The sequence below is a fragment of the Nostoc sp. KVJ3 genome (genome assembly GCF_026127265.1).
GTDB lineage: Bacteria > Cyanobacteriota > Cyanobacteriia > Cyanobacteriales > Nostocaceae > Nostoc.
In genome coordinates, this window is record NZ_WWFG01000002.1 from 996,401 (window position 1) to 1,022,727 (window position 26,327).

Sequence of the window (26,327 nt, forward strand, 5' to 3'; positions counted from 1 at the left end):
TTTTCCAGAAAAAATACAGCAGATTGCAATAGGCGTGAGGTACAGATGATTTTAAGGGCACAGCAGTGCTGTGCAACGCCACATCCTTCAAGTCGGGCATTGCCCGCCCAACGGAGTGGCTCCCCTACCTGTGTACTTCATTTACCTGAAAAATGTTGTATATGGCAAAGTAGCAATTTGCTGTTTCGTTCACTCTCCTAGCGCTGTCTCTGCCGATATTCCAATACCTGTTGGGCGAACATGACATCCTCATTTAAATACTCTACAGCCAGGTATAAAGTTTGTCGGTCGGAAAAGGTCGGAAAAGGTCGGGTTTTTTTGGTAGATTTACGTAAACTTTTGCGAAAAAATCAACTTTCTCGTGGGAATATTGTAGTTAAGCTGTATTACTACGGAAATAAATGACGGTTGAAGAAGCGATCGCAATCGTTGAGCGATTATTGAAACGGGGACGCTTAACGAGAGCGCAAGAGATTGTATTTCGCTACGCCTGGGAAGGGAAAACTTACCTAGAAATGGCGCGAGATGTCACTTATGACCCAGGCCATATCAAAGATGTTGGTTCGCAACTATGGCGATCGCTATCTCTTGCTTTAAATGAAAAAGTTACTAAGAATAATCTGCATGGAGTCCTAAACCGAATCACACACCAGCCGAATGGCGCAAACACCTCCCCAACCTTCACGCCTCAAATCGATTGGGGAGAAGCCATCGACGTTTCCCGCTTCTATGGACGTACCACTGAATTAGAAACTTTGAGCAAGTGGATTGTGGGCGATTCGCCTAATGGCCACAGCTACGCTTCACGCACTCGTGTGGTAGTACTGCTGGGTATGGGTGGTATGGGCAAAACCGCACTCTCAGTCAAATTGGCAGAACAATTACAGGGAGAATTTGAGTATGTGATTTGGCGATCGCTCCGGCACGCACCTTTTTTCCATGACAAGCTGACAGACTGCATCAAAATTCTTTCCAATCAACAAGTTATCACATTACCTGCTGACCCTCACGAGCAAATCACCTGTTTAATCGAATACTTTCGTAAATCTCGCTGTTTGCTGATTTTAGATAACTTTGATACTCTGTTGCAGCATGGTAAGCAGACAGGCTGTTACCGAGAAGGCTATGAATCCTACGGTGAACTTTTGTGGCGATTAGGAGAAACTCGGCATCAAAGCTGTGTTCTGCTCACCAGTCGGGAAAAACCTGCTCAAGTTGCTGCTTTGGAAGGTGATGGTTTACCAGTTCGTACCCTTGCTCTCTCAGGATTAGAAATCACAGCCGGAGAAACAATTCTCTCCCTCAAAGGGTTATTAAGTACAGAGAACGAAAACCGCCAACTAATTGACTGTTACCGTGGCAATCCTTTAGCGTTGAAAATTGCTGCAACTTCAATTCGAGACTTGTATGAAGGCAGCATTTCTCGCTTTTTTAATGAAGGTACAACAGTTTTTAATGGTATTGGCAATCTCATCGATCAGCAATTCCAACGACTCTCAGCCTTAGAACAGCAAGTCATGTATTGGCTGGCAATTCACCGAGAAAGCGTCACGGTGACAGAATTGCAAACAGATTTGACACCTACAGTTCCTAAATCTAAGTTAATCCAAGTTTTGGAGTCTTTATCTTGGCGTAGCTTGATTGAAGGCAACACTACGGGATTCACACAGCAACCTGTAGTGATGGAATACGTTACAGATTGCTTGATTGAGCAAGTATGTCAAGAAATTGTCACGGAATCACCGCAATATCTGCTGAGTCATGCCTTGATGAAAGCCCAGGCAAAAGACTATATCCGCGATAGTCAAATTCACTTGATTGTGCGGCCTATCTTGGATCAACTGCAAGTAATCCTTGGCTCTACTCGTCAGCTTGAGCATAAACTAGGTAGATTGATTAACAAACTACAAGATAAAAAACTCTACCCACAAGGGCATGGAAATAACGGAAACAAGAAAGAAGCAGAGGAGCAAGAAAGAATTATTCATGCCCCATACCCAGATACCGTTGGGTATGCTGGCGGCAACCTGCTGAATTTGTTGGCTCAATTGGAAACCGATTTGACGGGATATGATTTTTCTGATCTCTACATTCGTCAAGCAGATTTGCGATCGCTCAACTTATATCAAGTCAACTTTACCCAAACAACATTTCGAGAGTGTGCATTTGCTGCAACTTTTGGTGGCATCACTGGCGTTGCTTTCAGTATTGATGGGCGACATCTGGCGATCAGTGATAGTAACGGTGATATTTATATCTGGGATGCCAGCAATGGAAAAGAACTTTTTATTTATAAAGAACACAATAGTTGGGTTTGGAGTCTGGCTTTTAGTCCCGTGCATCCAGTCTTAGCTAGTTGCGGTCAGGATCATACAATCAAACTTTGGGACATCGCCACAGGTAAATGTCTCAAAACGTTGCACGAACACACTAGCATGGTGACATCCATCGCCTTTAGTCCCGATGGTCAATTCCTTGCCAGTGCTAGCTACGACCACACAGTGAAAATCTGGCATCTTGGTACAGGCCAATGTGTGCAAACACTGGAAGGACATACTACCTGTGTTTGGAGCGTAGCCTTTCATCCCAAAGGTAAAACCCTAGCAAGTGCTGGTGAAGATAGCACAATCAAGTTGTGGAATATAGAAACTGGATGTTGTGTGCAAACCCTAATTGGTCATCAGCACTGGATAAAAGCGATCGCCTTTAGCCCAGAGGGACAAAGGTTAGTTAGTGCCAGTTTCGATCAAACCGTGAAACTGTGGGATGTATCTACTGGGGTGTGGGGATGTTGCCTGACCTTGCAGGGACATACAGGACTTGTAACAACAGTAGCATTTAGTCCCCAGGGCGATCGCATCGCCAGTGCTGGTTATGACAAAACTGTGAAGATATGGGATGCAGAAATCGGCAAATGTTTGGATACACTTAATAAGCATAGAAACCGGATTTGGTCAATCGCTTTTCACCCCCAAGGACACTTAATTGCCAGTGGTGGAGATGACCATGCAGCTAGAGTCTGGGAACTTCATACCGGAAAGTGTACTAAAACCTTACAAGGACATAGCAATATCGTTTACGCGATTGCCCACTGTGAGCAACAAAACCTCCTTGCTAGTGGACACGAAGACCAGACAATCAAACTTTGGGATGTCAACCTCAATGCTCCACAACGCTTAAAAGTTAACCTCCAGCCTTTTCGTGTACTCCACGGACACAGCAATCGCGTTTTTAGTGTTGCTTTCAGTCCCGATCGGCAATTCCTAGCTAGTGGTAGTGCCGATCGCACCATTAAACTCTGGAGTCCCTATACAGGACAATGCCTCAAAACCTTATATGGTCATGGAAGTTGGGTTTGGGCGATCGCCTTCAGTTCCGACAGTAACTTGCTTGCTAGTGGCAGCTACGACCACACAGTGAAGATTTGGGATGTGCGTTCTGGTGAATGTTTACAAACATTGCTGGGACATCCTGGTTGTGTATTAGCGATCGCTTTTAGTCCTGACGGCAAAACCCTCTACAGTAGTGGCTATGAAAAGATAGTTAAACAGTGGGATGTTGAAACAGGCATCTGTCTGAATACCTGGGAGGCTGATTCCAACCGGGTTTGGGCAGTTGCCGTCAGTCCAGATAATCAATACGTTGCTAGTGGTGGTGATGAGCAGACAGTCAAACTCTGGGATATTCACACTAGAAGTTGTCAGCGAGTATTCCAAGGACATACCGGCCAAATTGTTTGTATCCTCTTCACCGCCGATGGTAGCCGGATGATTAGCGGTAGTAGCGATCGCACCATCAAAATTTGGCATCTAGCTACTGGAGACTGTCTTGCTACACTAGATAATCATCAAAATTGGATCTGGTCGCTCAGTTTGAGCCACGACAATCAAACTCTCCTCAGTGGTAGCCAGGATGAAACAATCAATTGCTGGGATCTTACTACAGGGGAATGCTGGACAACTTTACGGTCAGCCCGTCCTTATGAAGGTGCGATTATTACAGAAGTTAAAGGGTTGACCGAGGCCGAGGTATCAACTTTAAAAGCTTTAGGGGCAGTCAGGCAATCTCCTAGTAGTCTGTCAAGTTAACAATGCTTACGTAAACCAAGTTTTAGAATCTTTCTCTCTTTTTCTCTGTGTTGCGCCAGTTGCTTAAAGTCGGGGAACCCGCCCAAAGCACTGGCTTCTCTGTGCCTCTGCGGTTCGTTATTTTACCCTTCAAAGTTAGCTTGACAAAGTAATAGTAGTCTGTAAATAAATAATTGATAGATAAATTTCCTTTAGAGACGGCGATTTATCGCGTCTCTCTAACCGTCAAAATGAATTTGATAGACTACTCGTAAAGTATTTTATTAAGTAGGGTTTGCTGAAAAAGAAAGAAAAGCTGACATACTGAGATTATCAGAAAGGTTCCTTTAAAATAACTCAGTTACTAATAAATCAGACAAGCGGATTAAAAAAAAATCTCATTGCTTAACCCACAGCCTCTAACATGACAGTTGTATCCAACGACCATCGCTTTCAACCCATAAATCTTTTTGAGTACGAAAAGCTAGCAAAAGAGCATCTGTCTCAAATGACCCTTGATTACTATAGCAGTGGTGCTTGGGACGAAATCACATTACGAGATAATCGTGCTGCCTTTGAGCGAGTCAAGTTACGACCTCGGATATTAGTCGATGTTAGCGATCGCAATCTAACTACCTCCATTTTAGGACAACCCCTGCAACTACCTTTGTTAATTGCGCCGATGGCCTTTCAATGTCTAGCCCATCCAGATGGCGAAGTGGCCACAGCTATAGCTGCCGCATCAGCTGGTGTGGGCATGGTATTAAGTACAATGGCCACAAAGAGCGTTGAAGAAGTAGCGACTGCGTGTGATAAATTTCCAGATTCTCTACGATGGTTCCAGCTTTACATCCATAAAGACCGAGGATTAACTCGTGCTTTGGTAGAAAAAGCCTATAAAGCTGGCTACAAAGCACTTTGTCTAACTGTCGATGCACCTGTTCTCGGACAGCGTGAAAGAGATAGACGCAACGAGTTCGCCTTACCCACAGACTTACATCTGGCTAATCTCGCCACCATCTCAGGACTAGATATTTCTCATGAAAAAGGCGAATCTGGGTTATTTACCTATTTTGCCCAACAGCTAAACCCAGCAGTAACTTGGGATGATTTGGAATGGTTGCAATCTTTATCTCCACTACCTTTAGTCATCAAAGGAGTTTTACGGGGAGATGATGCTGTGCGAGCCGTAGAATATGGGGCCAAAGCAATTGTTGTTTCCAATCATGGTGGCAGACAACTCGATGGTGCGATCGCTTCAATAGAAGCCCTAGTTGAAATAGTAGCAGCAGTAGATGGTAGAGTAGAAGTGCTGCTGGATGGAGGCATTCGCAGAGGTACAGATATTCTCAAAGCTCTGGCATTAGGAGCAAAAGCAGTACTGGTTGGACGACCTATTTTATGGGGACTAGCAGTAGCAGGAGAAATGGGCGTATCTCATGTCATCTCACTGCTACAAGATGAGTTAAATATCGGCATGGCACTTAGCGGTTGTGCAAAACTACAGGATATTAACCCTAGTTTATTGATGTTGCCACGCTTTTAAACCTTATATATAAATTATTCCAGAAAAAGTTTGAAAATTAATTCTCAAACTTGTTACAAAATCCCTTAACTAGAGTATAATATTTAGAATAGATGTAAAAGGGCGGGTGGCGGAATTGGTAGACGCACCACACTCAAAATGTGGCGGCCTTGCGGTCATAGGAGTTCGATTCTCCTCCTGCCCACTACCAAACAACTAATATATAGAGGTTAAAAACTCATGCGCCTGAAAAGATGGGAGTCTCCCCGCAAAGAAGGTAGGAATGACAAAGGTAGAGGTGGTTCTGCCAGAAAACGGCAACTGAAAAAGCAACGGCAAATGTTACGCCAAAGACTCAAAGAAGCCAACAAGCCAGATAATAACAAAAACAATAGAGCAGGGGAAGATAAGCTTATCTTCCCCTTATTTTTTGGGCTTTTATCTCTTAAGCACATACTTACGGATCAGAATCGGCAGACTCAATGCCTGGTATCTTAACTTTTCCATATAAAATAACTACATCAAAAATCTTACTCAGGAATAAAATTTCTATAAAAATTTATCGCAATTGTAATGTTTGTATGAAGCAATCAAAAATTAATTATGAAGAAAGTATGAATTTTGTCAACCAGCATCTGAAATCCCTAACTTAAAACAGTAAGCTAGGACACAACAGCAAGTAATTCTAGTATTACCGATTAAGCCAAAAGTATACTAAGAAAGCAATTGCACGTCCACGTGTTAACTTCCAATGATGACACAAGCCTACAAAAAGTCAGGAGTCACCCAGTCCGAATTATTCAATATTTGGAATGGTCTATGTAATCTGTGGATTTTTTTCTTGGACAGAGGAGTTATTGATGGTGGCGAGAGTGCTTCTACCTACTAAAAAAGTACTTGATTTTCCTATTACTGCTTTGCGCTTTGACCATCAGATACAAACAATACTGAAGTGGGCGAGTAGGCGTGAGAGTAAAAGTGTTTATGTAGCCAATGTACATATGCTCATTGAAGCTCATTGGAATCCAGAGTTTGCCGCCGTATTGCGAAATGCAGATATAATTACTCCTGATGGTATGCCTCTTGTATGGATGATGCGAAAAATGGGCGCGTCTTACCAAGACCGTGTGGCAGGGATGGATATCTTTCTAGAATTGTGTCAGCGAACTCAGACACAAAATCTTAGTATTTTCTTTGTCGGTTCCCAAACAGAAATTCTCTCTAGGATGCAAAAAAGGTTAGAGCAAGAATTTCCACAGATGAAAATTGCGGCGATGGAGCCTTTACCCTTTCGTCCCCTGACTGAAACTGAAGACGAAGCTTTGGTACAAAAGATTAATTCTAGTGGTGCTAGTACGGTCTTAGTATCACTGGGATGTCCTAAGCAAGAAAATTGGATAGCTCAACATAAGGGTAAGATACAAGCCGTAATGATTGGATTGGGTGGAGTTTTCCCTGTTTATGCAGGCATCCATAAACGGGCCCCCCGGATAATTCGGGACTTAGGACTTGAATGGCTATATCGATGGATTCAAGAACCGCGCCGACTTTGCGGACGTTATGCTAAGACCATTCCACTATTTATATGGCTGGCTACGAAGCAGCTACTATCATCAAGTCGAATTGCAGCAGTTTTCCTCCACGAAACTGGGGATTAAGGAAAATAAGGTGAGACTGACTAGGGTAAAAAGAATAATCTAATTACCCCTAGCTTTTAAATTCAAAGCTAAGGGCAACTTCACGCTCCCGGATTTTATCAATCAAAAACTGGCTGTAATGTCACGAATTATGGAAAAACTGGCTTATATATCAGGAGGTAGGAGGTAAAAGCATTACTATTCCTAGCTTTCATATAATCTCTGCTAAGTAGATGAATGTAAATAAATATAATATAGGCTGTCATTGCGAGGAGGCACGACGAAGCAATCGCAAGGGTTTCGGTCTTTTTACATTTTGTTACATAGCTCGGTTTATTCGTACCTACCTACTTATGTAAGGAATTAATTTGCCAAAAAAAATCATGATTAGAGCCAGTCTGTTAGTAATTCATCCTTTCAGATTTTATATCAATACAAAAACTCCACTTCCTAAAAGTTAGTGGAGTAATTTATATTAGACTATTAGTAATGAATCATCGCCATTATTGCTATTTACACTGCCCAAACTAAACTAAATTAGTCTACAATTTTCTTAACTTCGTCTTTAATGTTTTCTACAGTGTGAGCAACTTGGGCTTCAGCTTGTTTTGCTTGTCCTTCAGCTTTCTCTTGTGGATTACCGGTTATTTCACCCACAACCTCTTGAATTTTTCCTTCAATATTTTTTAAAGTAGCTTCTACTCTTTTTTCAGTACTCATGGTTTTTATCTCCAGCTTGTAGTTGATTCAGCTATTACATAAACTAACAGTAATATCTTAGTTATCACTTCCATCACCCGATAGAACAATTTTTTAGATTATGTATCTTAAGATAGATACGAAGCGCTACAGGAGTACGCAAGTAAAAAATATGAAAAATATATATAGCGGTTCTTAGAGGATGTTTTAAAAGTGGTTGGCTGTAATTTTAGGCACTTGTTGATCCCCCCTAACCCCCCTTAAAAAAGGGCAAGAATCAAAGTCCCCCAATTTATCGGGGGATTTAGGGGATCTAAAACTTTTTGCTACCGACCAGAGGACTTTTAAAACATCCTCTCAGTCGAGTGAGGTACAAGAACCCCACCCCCAACACCCTCCCCGCAAGCGATGAGGGGACTATGATGTACCTTGTATGATTAGGAAACGCTATAGGACTCCCATTTGATTTTTGAATAAAATTGTAAATTTGTGAAAATTTGCGCTCTCCAGATTCCCGGATTATCACTCAAAGAAGTCAGGGATTTAACTTTTGTCACTTAAATACTCCCTTTATTATGTTGTTTTTACAATGAATATGATAAAGAGGTAGATGGAGACAGATTAATCCTTTAACACCACTTAGAAGGGGAAATTTATCGTCCTTCTAAGTAGTTTGTTTGACAAGTATTAGGATTACTATTTGATTTTTGGAAAAATCTAAGTGTTTATAGTGGCGCGGCAAGGCTAAATATGTGCATTAAGAAAAAAGCAGAAAACATTGATTTATCTCAATTTTCTCAAAAATCTATTGCAACATTTTAGCCTTGCCATGCCAGTAGGGTGTGTTAGAGGGAACGTCGTAACGCACCAAGAGCTTGAGATGGTGCCGTACTTTCTGCGCTAACACACCTACGTATCTTTTCAGAAATCAAATATGAGTCCTATAGTAATCTTAACTCAGAGGTTATAAGCTACACACCTACAGGAGTCTTAGCCCCAGATGCTGGCTGTTTACCATCTGGATCTATTGCTTCCCCTTCAATAAATGAACGCAGCATCCAAGCTATCTCTTCATGCTGTTCCAACAGTCCAGTCAAGAAGTCAGCAGTCCCTTGATCGTGGAACTTATCACCAGACTGATCTACATGGTCTCTTAAGTTACGAATAACCTGCTCATGATCGTGTACTAGATTAGCTACCATCTTCGTTGCTGTGGGAACATTACCAGCATGTTCCTTGAGGGTAGCAATCTTGAGAAATCCTTCCATTGTGCCAACTGGATAACCACCTAAAGCACGAGTTCGTTCTGCCAAGGCATCAATATTTAGAGTCAGCTTTTGGTAGTGTTCTTCCCAAAGCTGGTGCAAAGAACGGAACTGAGGGCCAACGACATCCCAGTGGTACTTTTTGGTTTTCACTAACAGTAGATAGGCATCTGCCAAATCTTGATTTAAGAGATTAATTACACCTTGACGCTGTTCTTCTGTCAAACCAATGTTTATCGCACGCATTTTTTTCCATCCCTAAGCAAACTTATTTACTAAGTTCCCAGATTTCAGACATATTCCACATCAACCAAAGGAAACATTATGATATGAAATTAATTACCATATTCCTAATTATGCCTATGTCTTAATAGGTAGTATTAAGTCAATAATCTAGTAATTAGCGATTTTTATTGTTAATATCCAAACAGCAATGGGTCACTGCTTTTACGCAATTACCCATTACTATCTATCAAAAATTACCCAACTATTAATTTAGTTACTTACCTGTAACTTTCTCCAACACTTTCTTTATATTTTCTTCCGCAGAGGTTGCACTCTGGGAATTTTCAGGACGCTTTTGCTTGTCAATATCAGCATCTCCCTGAACTTCATTTAGTCCTTTGTTGGACTCCTTTTGAACCTTTTTTAATCCTGCTGGTGGTTCTTTAGCAGCTTTGTCAGTTTTGCGTTGAATGTTAAGCAATTGTGTAGTACCTTCGGTAGAGTCACTTTGGTAGCTATCGATCGCAAAAGCAGGAAAAGCACTAGATAACAATAGTAAGGCGCAAGTAAAAGCCACAACTAAAAAACGTACTGGACTTAAGATAGATAAAACAGAAGCAACAATCTTCATTTCAAAACCTCGATAACAGTTTTAACAACGGAGAACTTTCACTAAAGGAGCGAAGGATATACTTTTATTTGACAAACTTTAGCCAGAATAAAAATAACAACCTACGCGCCAATCTCAAAGTTCTCGATCAACTAACCTGACGAAGAAATTGCCTTTGTATTTCTGCACGGAATTAGTCAGGTATAATAAGCAAATACCAGCTTAATTCTTTAGCAAAATCATTAGGTTTTTAATGACATTTCTTCGTTTGCAGGTCATCTGTTCCTATTTCTACTTTGAAAATGCTAATGCCTACATCAATCTATAGAATGAAGTTTCCTATATCTGTAGTTACAATAAATTAAATCTATAGGTATATCGTTCTAACGATAAGTTTGCTTTATTACCTCTTCTATTGAACTGACACGGTGGAACATTTCTATTAATTCATGGGATCTTGTTTTTTGCTTCGCTAACAGCACTTTTAGCGGCATTAAATATTGAATATCTGGATCATCTCCCAAGGCAAATTCGGCTGCTTGCAAGACTTTTGTCGCATTTACAAAAATATCCTCGTTGTCAAAACCTTCTTTTGCAGAAATTTTGTGTAATGTTGCATCAGGTACGATTGCTCTACCAATCAAAGTTTCATCTAACACTAAACCTTTTAATAATGCCAGTAAAGCTGCGTAGATGAGAAAATCATCACAACTATCACAAGCCTTAAATTCAATGCGTCCTACTTCAGCAGCAATGCGGGCGATTCTTGTTAAACAAGGTATGCTATCAATCAGTTCTTCTTGTTCTTTAACAAAAACTAGGGCTGCTGGTCTTTTTCCAGTTCTGATAAAAGTTCGTACCGATAGCCCATCCCATAAACCTCCGTTATAAAAAGGGGAACTATAAGTAAAAGGAACGATATAAGGACTGTAATAAGTTAACTTTTTGCCAATATCAATCACATCTTTAGTAGACAAATCTGGCACTGAAATATTTAAATCTGGCCCATAAGATACCATGTGAATATTAGCAGTTTGTTCGTCAGGATAAACCTCTAACTGTTTGATTTCATAATCATTTAATGGGGGTTGAGGCTCAAAAGCTGGATTGTAGGGATTAAAACTCACTAAAACTGGTGAAAAATCAAAACTAGCAGCAACCTCACGCAGTAAGTGAAAACTTTCTGATAATTCAGTAATAGCACCGTGAATATTAGGATGTATAGTTGTTCTAATTTCAATACCTTTAACATGACAATCTATTACTTCGTCGGAATCTGCAAATCTTTCAAAGCCCTCAATATACCATCTTTTCATCTTAATACCTGCATCACCTACGCGCAGTTGAGGATAATCGCTGGGGTATGTCGGTAGCCTTTCAATAATTTGATTGAAATCAGCAAATTTTGTGTGAGAAAAATCAGCAAACCTTCCTTCTTTGTTTAGGAAGGCGACTTCATGCTCAATGCCAAAGAAAAACATTATCTATACCTTTATTGTTTGTTGTATGTACCCAGTTATCGAGAATAGTTACTCGCAACAGGCTATCTGAGAAGTTTTTGCAGAAGTTAAGTTAATTAAATTCGTAAGCGACACCTACGGCAACCCGAACGCGAATAGCGTCTCCAAAGGAGAAGCGGTAATGCTGCAATAATTTCAGATGATTTAGGATTGCTATACTATAATTAAATAAACTACCTAAAGCTCATAATTTCTAAGCCATAGAAGAGTTAGTAGTATTTCTTTAATCACTCCAAAGGGAACTTTTGTTTTATTCATCAATACCTCCAAAATGCATATTAAATCTCCCTTTTATTAGTTTAAGTAAAAAATATTATCAAGATTACTATAGCAATCCTAAATCATTTGTGAAAATTACATATCTCTTTCTTCTTTCTTCTCTTTGCGTCCTTGGCGTACTTGGCGGTTCGTTTCCTTATTTATATTTTTCACGACTCATTTAGGACTGCTATATCAAATGGATTTTACCTCAAGACCGACTATGGCGATTTGAAAACTTCTTTAGTTTATTTTTTGAGACAGCGATGCCTACTCACTTTGTTGGTTTTTCTCTGTTCCCCTCACTATCTTCATAGTCACTGGTTAGGATAGCTTAGTAGTGACTGAGGAAAGCTACCAGACGTGAGTTTATGACAAGTACCGTTCAATCCCCCTACAGCAGCGAACAGATTGCAGCTTGGTTGCGTGGACTGCTCACCATTGCTTGGGCAGATGGTAATTTTGATCCCCAAGAACAAGAATTAATTGCCAGCATTACCAAAGATGAATTAGCCCTTGGGATGACATGGGATTCACTAGAGGTAATTACGCCGATAGAATTAGCCGCAGTGTTGGGTAAAGGTACACCAGCAGCAGAAAATTTTTTAAGGACAGCGGTGATGGTAGCGATCGCAGATGGCACTTATTCTCCCAGCGAAGATCGAGTGCTACAACAGTTCTGCCAAGCCTTAGAACAGCCAGAGAATTTACTAGAACCTCTTCGCCACACCCTAGAACAGCCCGCTACACCGGGACTTACAAAGCGTCAAATTGATGCATTACACCCCCTAAGAGACTGGCTCGATGGCCTAGATATCCAAGACCCAAGAGTAGCCCGCTTTTTGTGTAAAATGATTCCCTCTCAGTGTCCCTTTGAGCGGGATGTCACCTTATTTGGACGCAAGATTGTCCACATCCCACCGATGTGTAAAATTAACCCCTTGTACGAGCAACTGGTGGGCTTACGTTTCCGCGCTCTCTCCTATCTAGCAGATAAATGCGGTGAAGATGTTTCGCCATATATTTAGTTAGAGTTAGGAGTGAGGAGTAAGGAGTTATAATTTGTAACTCCTCACTCTTCACTTTTCACTATTATTTAAGTATGCAATTTATCGACCAAGCAAAAATTGAAGTTGAAGCTGGTAAGGGCGGCGATGGTATTGTTGCCTTCCGGCGAGAAAAGTATGTGCCGACTGGTGGCCCCTCTGGTGGTAATGGAGGACGAGGTGGTTCGGTATTTTTTGTTGCCGATGAAAACCTACAAACCTTGTTGGACTTTAGATATAACCATCGCTTTCAGGCAGAAAAAGGGACTCGTGGTGGGCCAAATAACTGCACTGGGGCAGGAGGAAAGGATTTAATCATCGAAGTTCCCTGTGGCACAACTATTTATGATGCTGAAACTGGCGAATTGCTGGGTGATTTAATTGAGCCTCAGCAGACTTTGCGGATTGCCCAAGGTGGCAAAGGTGGACTAGGAAATCAGCATTTCTTGAGTAACCGTAACCGCGCCCCAGAATACGCCCTGCCAGGATTACCAGGTGAAATCAAGCAGCTGCGTCTAGAGTTAAAACTTTTGGCAGAAGTAGGGATTATCGGCTTACCAAATGCTGGTAAATCCACTTTAATTTCATCTTTATCAGCTGCACGTCCGAAAATCGCAGATTATCCCTTCACTACCCTCATCCCAAATTTGGGTGTAGTGCGGAAACCTACTGGAGATGGTACTGTTTTTGCCGACATTCCCGGATTAATTGAAGGGGCAGCTCATGGGGCTGGGTTGGGACATGATTTCTTACGCCATATCGAGCGCACGCGAGTGCTACTCCACTTAATTGATGCTACTAGCGATGATGTGGTTAAGGACTACAACACAATTAAGGAAGAATTGCAAGCATATGGAAGGGGTTTAGCAGAACGTCCGCAAATTTTGGCACTAAACAAAATTGATGCAGTCGATCGGGAAACTGTCGATTTAGAGGCGTTAGCTACTCAACTTAATCATCTTTCCTACGCTCCGGTTTTTGTAATTTCAGCAGTTACCCGTACCGGCTTAGAGGCGATGTTACAAGAAATTTGGGGAGTTCTTGACCAATTGAAGGTTCCTGAAGAGGTGGAGGCATTAAGATAATTCGTAATAAGTAAGTAGGCAAGAAAAAGTCAAGGTAAGTTAAGGAATGTAAATTAAATTGTAATTAGCTCGTAGTGAGGGCTGAAGCCCTCAAATGAGGACTTTAGTCCTCACTACAAACCTTTAATTATTTATGCCGCTCTACTTATCATGTCCGGTTAAACAATTGTCATTGCGTTCGCCCTTGGCGTTCCCGAAGGGTACGAAGTGAAGCAATCGCAAGGATTTTGGGATTGCTACCCTGTGGGTTCTCCGAAGGAGTACATTCCACTTCGTTGCGTTTGCAATGAATATCACAAGTAATTCATAATTACTATTTGTAAGTCTAATCGGATAAAAACTCTTAAAATTACGAATTACAAATTACGAATTATGTTGAGTATCTTGAATCAGAGGAATCTTAATCACAAACTCAGCACCTTGTCCTGGCTGCGAAATACATTCTAATGAACCGCCATGTCTTTCTGTAACTATCTGGTAGCTGATGGCAAGTCCCATTCCCGTACCTTTGCCGATGGGCTTGGTGGTGAAGAAGGGGTTAAATAGTTGTTTTTTAACATCTTCTTCTATTCCCAATCCATTGTCGGCAATTCTAATTATTACTTGATTTGGTTCCTGTAGTTGAGTGCAAATGCGAATTGTCGGCATTGGGCATTGGGTATTGGGAATTGGCAAAACACTTTCTTTATCTCCTTGTCCTCTTGTCTCCCTTATCTCCTCACCCTTTACTCCTTCTTCTAAAGCATCAATCGCATTTGACAAAATATTCATGAATACTTGGTTTAGCTGCCCAGCATAACATTCAACCAGGGGAGTTTGCCGTATTCTTTGATTATTTCAACCGTTGGACGTTGATCGTTACCCTTGAAGCGGCTTTGCAAAATCATCAGAGTACTGTTGATTCCTTCATGGATATCAACAGCTTTCATTTCGGCTTCATCCAAGCGCGAAAAAGTTCGCAAGGAAAGCACAATCTCTCGAATGCGGACTGCCCCAACTTTCATTGAGTTTAGTATTTGTGGTAAATCTGACTTTAAAAAGTCCAGTTCAATTTCTTCTGCAAAATCCTCAATTTCTGGCACAGGTTTAGGATAATGACTTTGGTAGAGTTGCAAAAGTGAAAGTAAATCTTGGGTGTATTCATTGGCGGGGTTGAGGTTGCCATAGATAAAATTGACTGGGTTATTGATTTCGTGTGCTACTCCTGCGACTAGTTGACCTAAACTCGACATCTTTTCACTTTGAATTAAGTGAGCTTGGGTGTTTTGGAGTTCGCGGAGTGCAACTTTAAGTTCTTCGGCTTGTTGTCTTAGTTGCGCTTCCGATTTTAGCAGAGCTTCCTTGGCTTGTTTGCGTTCTGTAATATCCCTAGCAACAGCTACCTGACAAAAAGCCTCTCCTGTTTCAGGATGTTTAACTATAAACAGGCTACAATCAGTAGGAATTTCTATGCCCGTTTGAAAATGTCTATGGCGAAACTCGCCTTGCCAGAAACCATGTTGAAGCATCAAAGGCATAATTTGTTGCTGAAACTCTACAAAAGCTTCTAGTGAATGAAAATCAGCTACTGACTGGGCTTTCGCTGCTTCCAGGCTACTAAGTCCCAGCATTTTGAGTCCGGCAGGGTTTACATAGATAACTTGTCCTTCCATTGAAGAAATGCCAATAAAGTCGCTACTATTTTCAATCAAAGCGACAAATTTTTGCTGTTCCTCTTCGGCGCGTTTGCGTTCTGTAATGTCTAACACCATTGAGGCAACGCCAATCACCTGGCCATTAGGAGCCACTAACGGGTTGTTATACCACTCACAGAACATCGTCCTACCATCTTTAGTGATGTTCTCGTTGATACTAAAACTTCCTCCACGTTGTGTTAAGAGAGCGGTGATAATATTAACTACGTGCTTTTTGGCGTTTTCAGGTACTATGGTCTCAAAGCTATTCCCCAGCATTTCTTCTGTGGTGTATCCAAACATTCTTTCTGCTGCTCGATTCCATGTCTGAACTTCAAACTTGGTATTCCATTCAATAATTGCTAAAGGTGTTTGTTCAACTAGCAATGCCAGTCTTTGCTGTGAAGCTCTAAGTTGCGCTTCTGCTTGCTTGTGTTCGGTAATGTCCCGAAAATACCAAATTCTACCGTAATAGTCTCCTAAATCTGATGCTTCACTAGAAACTCCTTGGTGTTTACACACGGGTGCAGAATAACGGTCAAAAATCTTTCCAGACTTGAGGAAAATATCATCACGACTGCTTTTTTCTGGATGCTGGTAAAGATACTCAACCTTAGCCAGAAATTCGTCTGGATTTACTAGTTGCTCTAGTAAGCATTCTATGAGTTGGCGAGCATTGTATGCTTGGGCTATTGGCATAGAAATTTGCCATAGCTGGGAGAATTTCTGATTGAATGATACAATTGTACGGTTTTCATCAACAATTAGAATTCCATCAATGGAAGCTTCCTGTTGAGCTTGCAAAACAGCATTAATCCGATGTAGTTCTGATTCTGCTTTCTGGCGATCGCGCTGTGCGGCTTGCTGTTCGCTGATGTCATAAAGCAACCAACGCCAGCCGACTTGCTGACCTTGTGAATCATACATCGCAACCATTTTGATACTAGCAGGAAAGGCTGTACCTCCTCGTGACTGGAGAGAAACTTCCCAATCCTGCACCTGCTGTAAATTTGCCAGTTGGTTCATGAAGGTTTGGCGATCTGGTTCAGCGATAAACAGGATTAAGGGTTTACCTACCAAATAGCTTTGTTTCACAGATAGTAAGGCTGCGGCTACATAGTTAGCCTCTTTGATCGTGCCGTCTACATCGGTCACTAAGTAAGCATCTGGGGCAAGTTCAAACAAATCCTGATAACGCCGACGCTCTAATTCTGCCGTTTCATAAGCGATCGCTAATTCTTCATTTTGTTGGCGCAGTTCTTCTTCAATTACCTGAAGTTCTTCTAGAGTTTCCCGAAGTGCCTTGCAGGTTTGGATAAGATCGGTAATATCAGTAACTCTGTCAGTCACACCGAGGACTTTCTCGGCTTTATTCTGTAAAATAATATCTCGAATACTACCCACCAAAAATTTATTACCAGTCTCATCCTCAAAGCAAGACTTCTTGGTAGAGACAAGATGAGTTATACCCTGAGCATCGGTAAAAAGATCCTGGCTCTCGTTGGTAATATTTGTGGTGAAAATCAGTTCATCTTTTTGCCGGAACACATCAGCTTCGGCTTGCGAAAAAAAATCATAGTCTGATTTGCCAATTAATTCTTCTCGGCTATGACCGACAAAATCACAGTAGGTATCGTTAATTAATACCCAGCGATGTTGACGGTCTTTAACAAAAATTGGGTCAGATATGCAATTGATCGTTTGATGCAGAAATGCCGGCGAGAAGTTTTGCGGCTGCATATTTTGTTTTTGCGCGGGGTTATTTAAGAATCTAGAATGGTTCATACTTAAATTTATCTCTAAAATTTAGCAATAAAGAAGCTTTTCCCTAGTTTTACGTAGTAAAACCGTCCCTCTCTGATTCGGAGAGGGATATACTTGATTGAGAGTTCAAGACGTTTGTCGGATTTGCGTTTATTTAGCTCCGTGTGTGTCAGTATGAGTAATATTCATTATTCCCAAACTAACTAAGGATGCAACAACCAAAGTAATCTTTATACATTTCCAAAAATTAAATATGCTTTATCCATAAATCTTGTAGAGGGAGCATCCCAGTTTTTTGCAAAGAGAACGAAAATCGGTCAGGATAAATAAAATGAGTGTATTTACTTACCGATGACCCCAGGACAAAAGCAAGCTCTTCAAGAACATATTCAAGGAATACCTGCGGCGGGCTACGCCTACGCTAAAATACTATAAGTAGTGATGAAAAATTAAATATACATTTGTCATTGCGAATGGAGCAAAGCGGAATGAAGCATAAGTCCTTCGGACACGCTGTTCGCGTTCGCTACATTTCATCCGTACCCTACGGGAAGGCTCCGCCTACGCAATGACATAAATATTTTTGCATACGCCTACGATGGATCTAGTTTTTCCAATCATCTATACTTGGTCTTTCCTGTCAATGCGTAAGTCCTATAAATATACAATCTTGTTGCTGCAAAGGCTTAATTTAATCTAGACTATCACTCTCAGGTTTATTTACGATTTGCCATTTTTAGGGGAATTCTTACTGTTTCTCGCTCATTGAAAGTCTGACCTAAATTGGAAGCTTGTCCTGTAGATGTTAGATTCTTAAACAGAAGCATCAATGTGCGAGTAATAGTTTTCAGAATTTTCATTTTGCTCGCAGTTGGCTTTTGGTCATATCTCAAAACCATTGGGATTTCTGCAATTTTTGGTCTGAGAACTTTGGCTTTCAGCAGTAAATCTATCATGCAAGCAAATCCGCTTTCAGTAAATAGATTGTCGCCATAATGCATATCTAGTTTACTAACAAAATTACGGTTATACAGCCTGTAACCACAAGTATAGTCTCTTACACCGCGTACACGGGCGGCAATTCTAAACAGCCAGCTAGCTCCGTAACTCATTATCTCTCTAAATTTTGATAAACCTATGACTTTAGAGCCTTTTCGATATCTAGATGCGATCGCAATATCATAGCTACCAGCTATCATTGTGTCATACATCTTGATTAACAATTCTGGTGGTTGCGTGTTGTCGCAATCCATTGCGGCTAAAAAATCGCCTTCTTGAGAAATATCTAAAAAAGTCCTGAAACCTGTTTTAATTGCTTCACCTAAACCAGCATTTTTAGGATGTTGGACTAACTTAAGTAATACACCCAGTGATTGAGATTCTTCTAAAGCAGTCTGAGCAGTTGCATCACTACTACCATCATCAACAAGAATCAGTTTTATCTCCATACTAGAGATTTGCTGCAATGTCTGAAATCTTTTGAACAAGGGGCGAATTGATTCTTCTTCGTTGTATGCGGGTAAAAGAACAAAAAGACTCATAAAAACCTCGTATGATTTTTTAAATAAAATACAATTACTCAAATTTCAAGAATTCAGCAATGTTGATTTCTTGAGAAATTCATCGACCTGGCGCACAACTGCGTTGTTGTTAACGCTATCATTGACCAACTGTGAAGTATTGACGACGAAAAAATCATCGTTTTCAGTACTCACTTTTGGAACAAGGGTTGAATAATCTAAAACTTGTAGCGGCTGTACTTTAATAGCTCGATTAATGTGTGCTGCGACAATGTCATCTTGTTTGAGTTCTGGGAACATCAAACGTATACCCTGGAAAAATATTTGGCGCAATTCATCATCTGGCTGTTTTAACAACGGGTCAGTGGAAAGGATATATTTTGGTAAGAATGTCATGTGATATCCTTCTGTCTCCTGCAAAGAAACTAAGTTGCTCATACCGATGACTCCGGTGAAGGGAATACTCCTATCGGCAATATTTACTACGTAATAAGGAACTAAAGCCTTGCGAGTAATAAGTACCATGCAGATTACACCAAGGTATTCTACTGTTTCATCAGTGTCTGAAACTTTTACCAGTTCATTAGCAGCAACCTGCTGCAAAATATTAACTGGGCCAGTGAAAATGACTTTATCAAAATGTTCCTTTTTACCCTGAGATTCAACCCACATTCCTCCCTCTGGATGAGGGGCGATATACTCTACTGCAACACCTTTGTAGATGTGACCCCCAGCCGCATAAATTAACTTTTCTATATGGTCAAAAACAGTTTTGTAACCGCCTGAGACATAACCAAGTTGTTCTTTATTTAATGAAGAATCTCGTGCTGAAAATAGTCGTTTGATGTAAGCCCAGATAAAAACGGCTGATATTCGCTTATAGTTCTCTCCTAATTTGGATAGAAGCAAGGGTTTCCAAAGTTTTTCATATGTGCTTTTTCCACCGAGTTTCAGTAGCCAATCTTCGACTAAAATCTTCTCTAACCGCCGCCAATCATTAAGACGTGAACCATATAGGAGAGTAAAAGCTAATCTGATTTTACCGATAAGTCCAAACAGAGGAAAGCGGAGAAATTCTATGGTGTTACTGATAGAATAAAATTTTCGATTGTCGTAGAAGCCTGTTAAACTCCGATTCCAACGCAGTTTATCTCCAAGACCAATATCTCTAAGAAAATTTATTAAATGAATATCAGAAGGTAGGATAACGTGATAAAAGCGATCCCAGGTAAATAACCCATAATCATGATAGGTAGTAAGTCCACCAAGCTGCTTATTACTATCGTATACAGTTACTATATGTCCTTGATGTGCGAGACGTTGGGCTAATACTATTCCAGTTATACCTCCGCCGACGATGCCTATATTCATAAATTTAATTTAGATTTTTGTGAGATTTATCTTGAGATACTTTTAATAGTTACAACTTCAGTGTATGCCCCTCTAGCTATTAATTTACAACCAGAACTACGCCAGTTATAATCACGGAAATTCCTAACCACTGGCTAAATGCAACCTGCTCTTTTAGAAGATAGTGGGAAGCAATCGGTATAAATGCATACATTAATCCTAGAACTGGAAATGCTTGACTCAGAGGAACTGTCTGCAATACGTAAAGCCATAATATAGTCATAAATGTATAGCAGATAAACCAAATCACAAAGTAACGAGATAGTACCAGATTTAGGATAGACGTACTTCCTCCCTTAGTAGGACTAGAAATTTGAAGTCCATACTTTAGTGATACATTAGCTGTTGTTCCGAATAAAACTACAACTATTAAAAGTAGCCAGTTTGTGATGTTCATGTTTTTCTACTCTTTTGGGAATTAACTATAAATTTATGTAGACTTTTTGAGTGGGATAACCACCAAAAGAACACCAAAAAAAATAGTGATGACTCCTGCTATTCTAGTTAGGGTAATTACCTCGTTAAAAAAATAGTATGAGCCAAAAAGTATCCCAACATAATTTAAACTGGTCAGTGGATAGGCAATACTCAATTTTACAGTTCGGAGAGCCAATATCCAATTTACTATTCCCAAGCAATAAACACTAATAGCTAGTGCTAATTTTTGAATAAATATCCAATTAAATAGTCCCTCATCTGTATGACTCATGGTATTCTTCATCAGCAATTGCCCAGAAATACTAAATAAAATACTGATGAACAAGATGATATAAGGAATTATTTTAAAGTTTGAAGTTTGCGACATAGATTTTATAGTACATTTGCCTCAATCGAGATAGAAAGGTATGAAACTCACAGGAAACAGTTCATTGTTTTGAACGTTTCTGATTTCAGTAATACCTTCTCTGCAATTCAATCTCCTACTTGAGTAAATAAACAAAAAATGAAGAAGGCGATGTTGGAGGGACTGATATCAAAACGATTGTCGAAGCAGATGTCCAACGAGTTAGTAATTAAATCCTATGCAGCTTGCCTGGTGGTTGCTGAATTGTAGCAGCGCCCGATATTATCGGAGTAGAGTCCGCTAAATTGGTTTATGGGGTTTATACTCCCAGAAAAACCAGTTTCCTTCCTTGGCAATTGGCAGAATCAATTTAGGCTTTGTCTGACTGGGAATTCTAGAAATCTTCCATATCGGCCAGTTATGCTTTAAGACTACTTTTAGTGCGATCGCAATATCAATGTCAAAAATTTGCTTTGCACAAAATTTAGCAGTCTGCGTAGCCTGTGGTAAATATCGCTTATAGTGAAGTTGGATTTGACCTCCATATTCAACCAGATGCAGCTAAAAAAAATAGAAATGGATTGCCAGAATTGTTGATTAATCCATTCATTAACTTTCATCAGTTGTATCCTGGTGTAGAAATCTTGTTTAAGACACTACTGAACTGAACTTCTCAAGCCATAAACTCATACCATCAAATCTAAGCTGGATTAATAAGTTTTATTAATTTTCTCCAGAAAAGTTCATTATTTTACTGATAAACCATAGAATTTTTCTTAGGCTCACAGATGTATCTGCGATTTTGCTAGGAACTAAAATTTCGTATTCCAATTTAGTTATGTACACTAACTCTTTTTGGACATGGGAACATAGTAATTTACAGAAGTCTGCTTGCTTACGGAAATTACAGATAAATGAATCAATCTACAATAATCCGCTTTCACAGGTTTCTGGGGAATTTTACTTTATGTCCAAATGGAGTTTTTGACAACATTAGGGGCTTATGTAAACTAGCGTTTGTTCGGCAAACCGCAGCTTACACTGATTTAAGCGGGGTTGAGATTTTTTTACATTATTTACTATTGGACTTGTATTGTTCTTAATTATATGTAATTTTAACTAGGTTTTTACATCAAAGTTTATTTCTACATATAATTACTTACTAGAATACCACGAGAAAAGTATGTTGCAAATTTATCGCCCCACTTCATCAAAAATTCATTTACCAAAAATATACTTAAACAAAAACTTCATACAATCGAACTTTCCCTCTAGATAAATTTTTATGTTGAATAATTTGTACATTTATGAAGCACTTTCTGGATGATCAACTTGCAGAAGTAGCTTAGAGTCGAAGAAAGTAGAATTAAAACTTTAACAGCAGTATAGATGCTAGGGAATGTAGTGTAATAATACACCGGGTGAAGCGAAAATTTGAGATAGCAACCTAATAGTCTGAATTATTTTTTATCGATCCACAAAAATCTTGAATTTTAGATATTTTAGACAAAACTTAGTTAAGCCTTAAGTCATATACTAGGTAATTAAAGATACTAAACTTTGATTAATTATTACATTTTCTTTGGTATTAAGACCGATTATAAATACACTTTTAATAGTTGGCATTACCTTACAGATGGAAAAATTGAACAATACTTAATCTAAGCATAGCCTTTATAGGCAGAAGTAAAAGTTTAAGCTTGCCATGATTAGGAAATATTACATTTAAAAAGTGAGTCTAAAGTGGTCAAGACCATACCCACACCGACTAATTCCCTCTAAAAAGATTACCAAGTCTTGGATTTAATCACATTAGTGGGTTAGCTTTCCGCTCATTTATAGCAGTTTAAAATTGAGAAAAATTCGTTCGTGGTGCTTGGTATTACTTAAGTTCTCTAGATTGTTTTCTTGTCAGTTCAGTTTGTTTGAACTCATTTTCCTGCAAAAGCCTGTTGGTAATGATTAGGACAGTGATTAATAATCCAAACTGAATTTGCCAGGGTGCTAATACTAGACTTAAAATTAAGCTAATAGCTGCAAATACACCTGCAAGATATGCAATTTCATCAGTACTCTTTTTAAACAAGTAGCCAGTGGCTAAAGCAGTACACAGTGGTATCAAGAAAAACAAAGGCATTTTCCTAACCTCTGAACTAAAAGTTGTTGTGTTGATAAAACAAACTGAAATTTTTTTGGTTATTTTAGTTAATTTTACATCCAATAAGGTTTTGCCCACAACAGTCGCTCGAAATAAATATTATAGAAAATCAAGATTACGCAAGGTTCTAAATTAGACCAATTGAAATAATTCTTGTGACAGATGAAGCACCTAAAAGCCTTGTAAATAAGTCCTTTATTTTTGGTTCATGATGCTACTAGCTTAGTTAAAGACTAGGGTTATGAGACGCTATGTGTAGTAAGTTTTAAGTGCCGAATTACACGTTTTTTTGTAGTGATACTTATTGTATGACTCTCACAATATCTATCAAAATGTAGTAGTTTATACAAACTATGTTCGACTAGGTGGATTGCTAGAGTTTAAAATTTACGTAGGTTGGTTTTATTTATTTCGCCAATTAGACTGTTGTGAGTAATCATCTGGTAAATTAGCTTAAAACTTTGGCCTTGCGCCAGGATAAGGATCTAGCATATTACCTTTAGAAGTAGCATTTTCATTTTTTCATTTTAGACACCTAATGCTGAACATTCCTCAATTACTGGCAACTGAAATAAACCTCAAATCCCATCAGGTGCAAAACGCACTGGAACTTTTGGCGGAGGGTGCAACAATCCCCTTCATTGCACGTTACCGGAAAGAGCGCACTGATGAGATGAATGAAGTGCAACTACGTGAACTGTCCGATCGATATACTTATTTAACAGAACTGGAAGAACGAAAATCTGCGATTTTAAGTGCGATCGCTCAACAAGGTAAACTTACAGATGAACTCAAAGCTAAAATCTCATCCTGCTTACAAAAAACCGAACTTGAGGATTTATATCTACCCTATCGCCCAAAACGACGCACCCGCGCCACTATCGCCAGAGAAAAAGGACTCGAACCACTGGCGGAATTTATTAAGTCGCTAAATGTCAAAAATACTGCAACTGCGTCCCTGGAGGAAGAAGCAGCTAAGTATATTTGTGAAACCAAGGGAGTCAAAACCGCAGAAGAAGCGCTTAAAGGTGCTGCTGATATTTTAGCGGAAGAAGTGGCTGAAAAAGCGGAATTACGGGCATATATCCGCGATTATCTTTTAGAAGAAGGGGTATTTGTCTCTCGCATCAAAGATGATTATCCCGAAGGGACAACCAAGTTTGAGATGTACCGTAACTATCAAATTAGGGTAAAAAATATTGCACCTCATAATATGCTGGCGTTGTGTCGGGGTGAAACAGAAAAAATCTTAAGCTTTGAAATCGCTTTCGATGAAGATACAGTACTTTACTATCTGGAGTCGAAAGAAATTAAAACTAAAATACGGACAATTCGGGATTTTTATCAGGCGATGTTGAAGGATACATTTAACCGGTTAATGAAAGTCTCTCTAATGGGAGAAGTAATTTCTGAGAAAAAAATATATGCAGACATAGAATCAATCAAGACATTTGAAACTAATCTGCGAGAATTGCTACTGTCTGCACCAGCCGGAATGAAACCAACCTTGGCCATAGACCCTGGATTTAGAACTGGGTGTAAAGTTGCTGTCCTCGACCAAACAGGGAAATTTTTGGAATATCAAGCAGTTTTTCCCCACCAAGCAGCTGAACAACGCGCTAAGGCTGCACAAACTGTCAAAAATCTGATTGAAAAGTATAAGATTGAGTTAATCGCCATTGGTAACGGTACAGCCTCTCGCGAGACAGAGGAGTTTGTGACGCAAGTATTACAAACAATAGAACGCAAACCAGTTAAGGTGATGGTGAATGAGTCAGGCGCATCTATATATTCTGCAAGTAAAGTTGCGCTAGAAGAGTTTCCCGATTTAGATATTACCGTGCGCGGTGCCATTAGCATTGGTCGCCGTTTACAAGACCCTTTGGCGGAACTGGTGAAAATCGATCCCAAATCCATTGGTGTGGGACAATATCAGCACGATGTCGATCAGAAGTTGTTGAAAAAGAAATTGGATGATACTGTAGAAAGCTGCGTTAACTACGTCGGCGTAGACTTAAATACTGCCTCCAAAGAACTTCTGACATCCGTCTCTGGGATTACGGCAACAATTGCCAATAACATTGTCGCCTATCGGAATCAGAATGGAGCCTTTAAAAATCGTCGCCAACTGTTGAAAGTTCCGAAACTGGGGCCAAAGGCTTTTGAACAAGCGGCGGGTTTTCTGCGGATTCGCGGCGGTGACAACCCATTGGATAATACAGCAGTGCATCCAGAGAGTTATTCTGTAGTAGAAGCGATCGCATCTGATTTAAATGTACCGTTAAAGCAGGTGACAGAAATTGCCGAAAAACTCAAAAAAACCAACATTAAAAAATATGTTACTGATAGCGTCGGCGAACCTACACTACGCGATATCCTCAGCGAACTAGAAAAACCAGGTAGAGATCCTCGCGCTGAGTTTAAGTATGCCACCTTCCGAGAAGGAATTAAAGAAATTAGGGACTTGAAGGTGGGAATGGAACTAGAAGGAATCGTGACAAATGTTGCCAACTTTGGTGCTTTTGTTGATATCGGCGTACATCAAGATGGCTTAGTGCATATATCCCAACTTGCTGATAGATTTATAGACGATCCCAATAAAGTTGTTAAAGTCGGACAAGTAGTCAAAGTACAGGTACTAGAAATCGACGAGAAACTCAAGCGGATTAGTTTGTCGATGAAGGCAGTTAAACAATAATTAAAAACAGCAGATGGCAGTTTATCAAGTCCGATTCATCAATTCTACCCTGGGGTTAGATCGCACCATTCAAGTGCCAGAGGAGCAATATATTCTGGATATGGCAGAAGAAGCTAGTATCCGCCTACCATCTGGCTGTAAACAAGGTGAATGTTCTGCTTGTGTCGCCAAACTGATTAGCGGCGAAGTTAATCAAAGCGAGCAAAAATTTCTGCGCCCAAGTGAAATCCAGGCTGGTTATGTTGTGACTTGTGTAACTTATCCCTTGTCTAATTGCACTTTAGAAACCCATCAAGAACAAGTTTTATATAAATCAGCCCTTTACTATCACCCTGAGTCTGGAAAATCTGAATTATAAGTAGTCGGACAAAAATATTTATAGT

At 39.9% G+C, this 26,327-nt stretch carries 18 protein-coding genes, 1 tRNA gene and 2 pseudogenes; 10 read left to right on the forward strand and 11 right to left on the reverse strand.

Annotated elements, in window-relative coordinates:
* Positions 1-401 precede the first annotated feature (401 nt).
* The 5 genes from GTQ43_RS20390 (at position 402) to GTQ43_RS20410 (ending at position 7,250) form a co-directional block, all read left to right on the forward strand.
* On the forward strand, positions 402-4,088 hold the full coding sequence (locus GTQ43_RS20390) for an NB-ARC domain-containing protein (protein WP_265274577.1): 3,687 nt from the start codon (positions 402-404) through the stop codon (positions 4,086-4,088).
* Between the two features lie 403 nt (positions 4,089-4,491).
* Positions 4,492-5,613, forward strand: coding sequence for an alpha-hydroxy acid oxidase (locus tag GTQ43_RS20395; protein WP_265274578.1), 1,122 nt, complete (start codon positions 4,492-4,494; stop codon positions 5,611-5,613).
* Between the two features lie 100 nt (positions 5,614-5,713).
* Positions 5,714-5,797, forward strand: a tRNA-Leu gene (locus GTQ43_RS20400).
* Between the two features lie 35 nt (positions 5,798-5,832).
* Positions 5,833-6,090, forward strand: coding sequence for a hypothetical protein (locus GTQ43_RS20405; protein WP_265274579.1), 258 nt, complete (start codon positions 5,833-5,835; stop codon positions 6,088-6,090).
* Between the two features lie 362 nt (positions 6,091-6,452).
* Entirely contained in the window at positions 6,453-7,250 is a 798-nt protein-coding gene (locus tag GTQ43_RS20410) for a WecB/TagA/CpsF family glycosyltransferase (RefSeq protein WP_265276508.1), read from the forward strand.
* A 516-nt stretch (positions 7,251-7,766) separates the two neighbouring features.
* Here GTQ43_RS20410 and GTQ43_RS20415 read toward each other — a convergent pair.
* The 4 genes from GTQ43_RS20415 to GTQ43_RS20430 form a co-directional block, all read right to left on the reverse strand.
* Positions 7,767-7,949, reverse strand: coding sequence for a CsbD family protein (locus GTQ43_RS20415; RefSeq protein ID WP_265274580.1), 183 nt, complete (start codon positions 7,947-7,949; stop codon positions 7,767-7,769).
* Between the two features lie 950 nt (positions 7,950-8,899).
* Positions 8,900-9,439, reverse strand: coding sequence for a Dps family protein (locus tag GTQ43_RS20420; protein ID WP_265274581.1), 540 nt, complete (start codon positions 9,437-9,439; stop codon positions 8,900-8,902).
* Between the two features lie 253 nt (positions 9,440-9,692).
* On the reverse strand, positions 9,693-10,049 hold the full coding sequence (locus GTQ43_RS20425; protein WP_265274582.1) for a hypothetical protein: 357 nt from the start codon (positions 10,047-10,049) through the stop codon (positions 9,693-9,695).
* Positions 10,050-10,411: 362 nt separating this feature from the next.
* Positions 10,412-11,509, reverse strand: coding sequence for a glutamate--cysteine ligase (locus GTQ43_RS20430; RefSeq protein WP_265274583.1), 1,098 nt, complete (start codon positions 11,507-11,509; stop codon positions 10,412-10,414).
* Positions 11,510-12,177: 668 nt separating this feature from the next.
* Between GTQ43_RS20430 and GTQ43_RS20435 the strand changes: the two genes are divergently transcribed.
* Together GTQ43_RS20435 and obgE are read left to right on the forward strand one after the other, a co-directional pair.
* Complete coding sequence (locus tag GTQ43_RS20435) at positions 12,178-12,834, forward strand: Mo-dependent nitrogenase C-terminal domain-containing protein (RefSeq protein WP_265274584.1); 657 nt, start codon at positions 12,178-12,180, stop codon at positions 12,832-12,834.
* Between the two features lie 74 nt (positions 12,835-12,908).
* Positions 12,909-13,937, forward strand: a complete 1,029-nt coding sequence (gene obgE, locus GTQ43_RS20440; protein WP_265274585.1) for a GTPase ObgE — start codon at positions 12,909-12,911, stop codon at positions 13,935-13,937.
* A 363-nt stretch (positions 13,938-14,300) separates the two neighbouring features.
* Here the strand turns inward: obgE and GTQ43_RS41805 are convergent.
* From GTQ43_RS41805 to GTQ43_RS20470, 6 genes and pseudogenes are all read right to left on the reverse strand, one after another.
* Positions 14,301-16,132: pseudogene (locus GTQ43_RS41805) on the reverse strand (PAS domain S-box protein).
* 117 nt (positions 16,133-16,249) lie between these two features.
* Positions 16,250-17,395 (reverse strand): annotated as a pseudogene (locus GTQ43_RS41810) (PAS domain-containing protein); the annotation flags it as partial.
* Between the two features lie 695 nt (positions 17,396-18,090).
* Entirely contained in the window at positions 18,091-18,915 is an 825-nt protein-coding gene (locus tag GTQ43_RS20455; protein ID WP_265274586.1) for a glycosyltransferase family 2 protein, read from the reverse strand.
* Positions 18,916-18,960: 45 nt separating this feature from the next.
* Positions 18,961-20,265: an NAD(P)/FAD-dependent oxidoreductase gene (locus tag GTQ43_RS20460; protein WP_265274587.1), complete on the reverse strand. Its 1,305-nt coding sequence runs from the start codon at positions 20,263-20,265 to the stop codon at positions 18,961-18,963.
* Between the two features lie 79 nt (positions 20,266-20,344).
* A complete protein-coding gene (locus tag GTQ43_RS20465; protein ID WP_265274588.1) occupies positions 20,345-20,701 on the reverse strand; it encodes an EamA family transporter in 357 nt (118 codons plus the stop codon).
* Positions 20,702-20,734: 33 nt separating this feature from the next.
* The gene (locus GTQ43_RS20470) at positions 20,735-21,109 is read right to left on the reverse strand and encodes a small multidrug resistance protein (RefSeq protein ID WP_265274589.1); all 375 of its coding nucleotides are present in this window, start codon (positions 21,107-21,109) and stop codon (positions 20,735-20,737) included.
* Between the two features lie 482 nt (positions 21,110-21,591).
* On the opposite strand from GTQ43_RS20470, the gene GTQ43_RS20475 reads away from it, so the two are divergent.
* Positions 21,592-21,756, forward strand: coding sequence for a hypothetical protein (locus GTQ43_RS20475; RefSeq protein ID WP_265274590.1), 165 nt, complete (start codon positions 21,592-21,594; stop codon positions 21,754-21,756).
* A gap of 1,214 nt (positions 21,757-22,970) precedes the next feature.
* Here the strand turns inward: GTQ43_RS20475 and GTQ43_RS20480 are convergent.
* Positions 22,971-23,324, reverse strand: a complete 354-nt coding sequence (locus GTQ43_RS20480) for a hypothetical protein (RefSeq protein WP_265274591.1) — start codon at positions 23,322-23,324, stop codon at positions 22,971-22,973.
* Positions 23,325-23,784: 460 nt separating this feature from the next.
* Between GTQ43_RS20480 and GTQ43_RS20485 the strand changes: the two genes are divergently transcribed.
* Together GTQ43_RS20485 and GTQ43_RS20490 are read left to right on the forward strand one after the other, a co-directional pair.
* A complete protein-coding gene (locus GTQ43_RS20485) occupies positions 23,785-25,944 on the forward strand; it encodes a Tex family protein (protein ID WP_265274592.1) in 2,160 nt (719 codons plus the stop codon).
* A gap of 13 nt (positions 25,945-25,957) precedes the next feature.
* On the forward strand, positions 25,958-26,302 hold the full coding sequence (locus tag GTQ43_RS20490; RefSeq protein ID WP_265274593.1) for a 2Fe-2S iron-sulfur cluster-binding protein: 345 nt from the start codon (positions 25,958-25,960) through the stop codon (positions 26,300-26,302).
* The last annotated feature ends 25 nt before the right edge of the window (positions 26,303-26,327 follow it).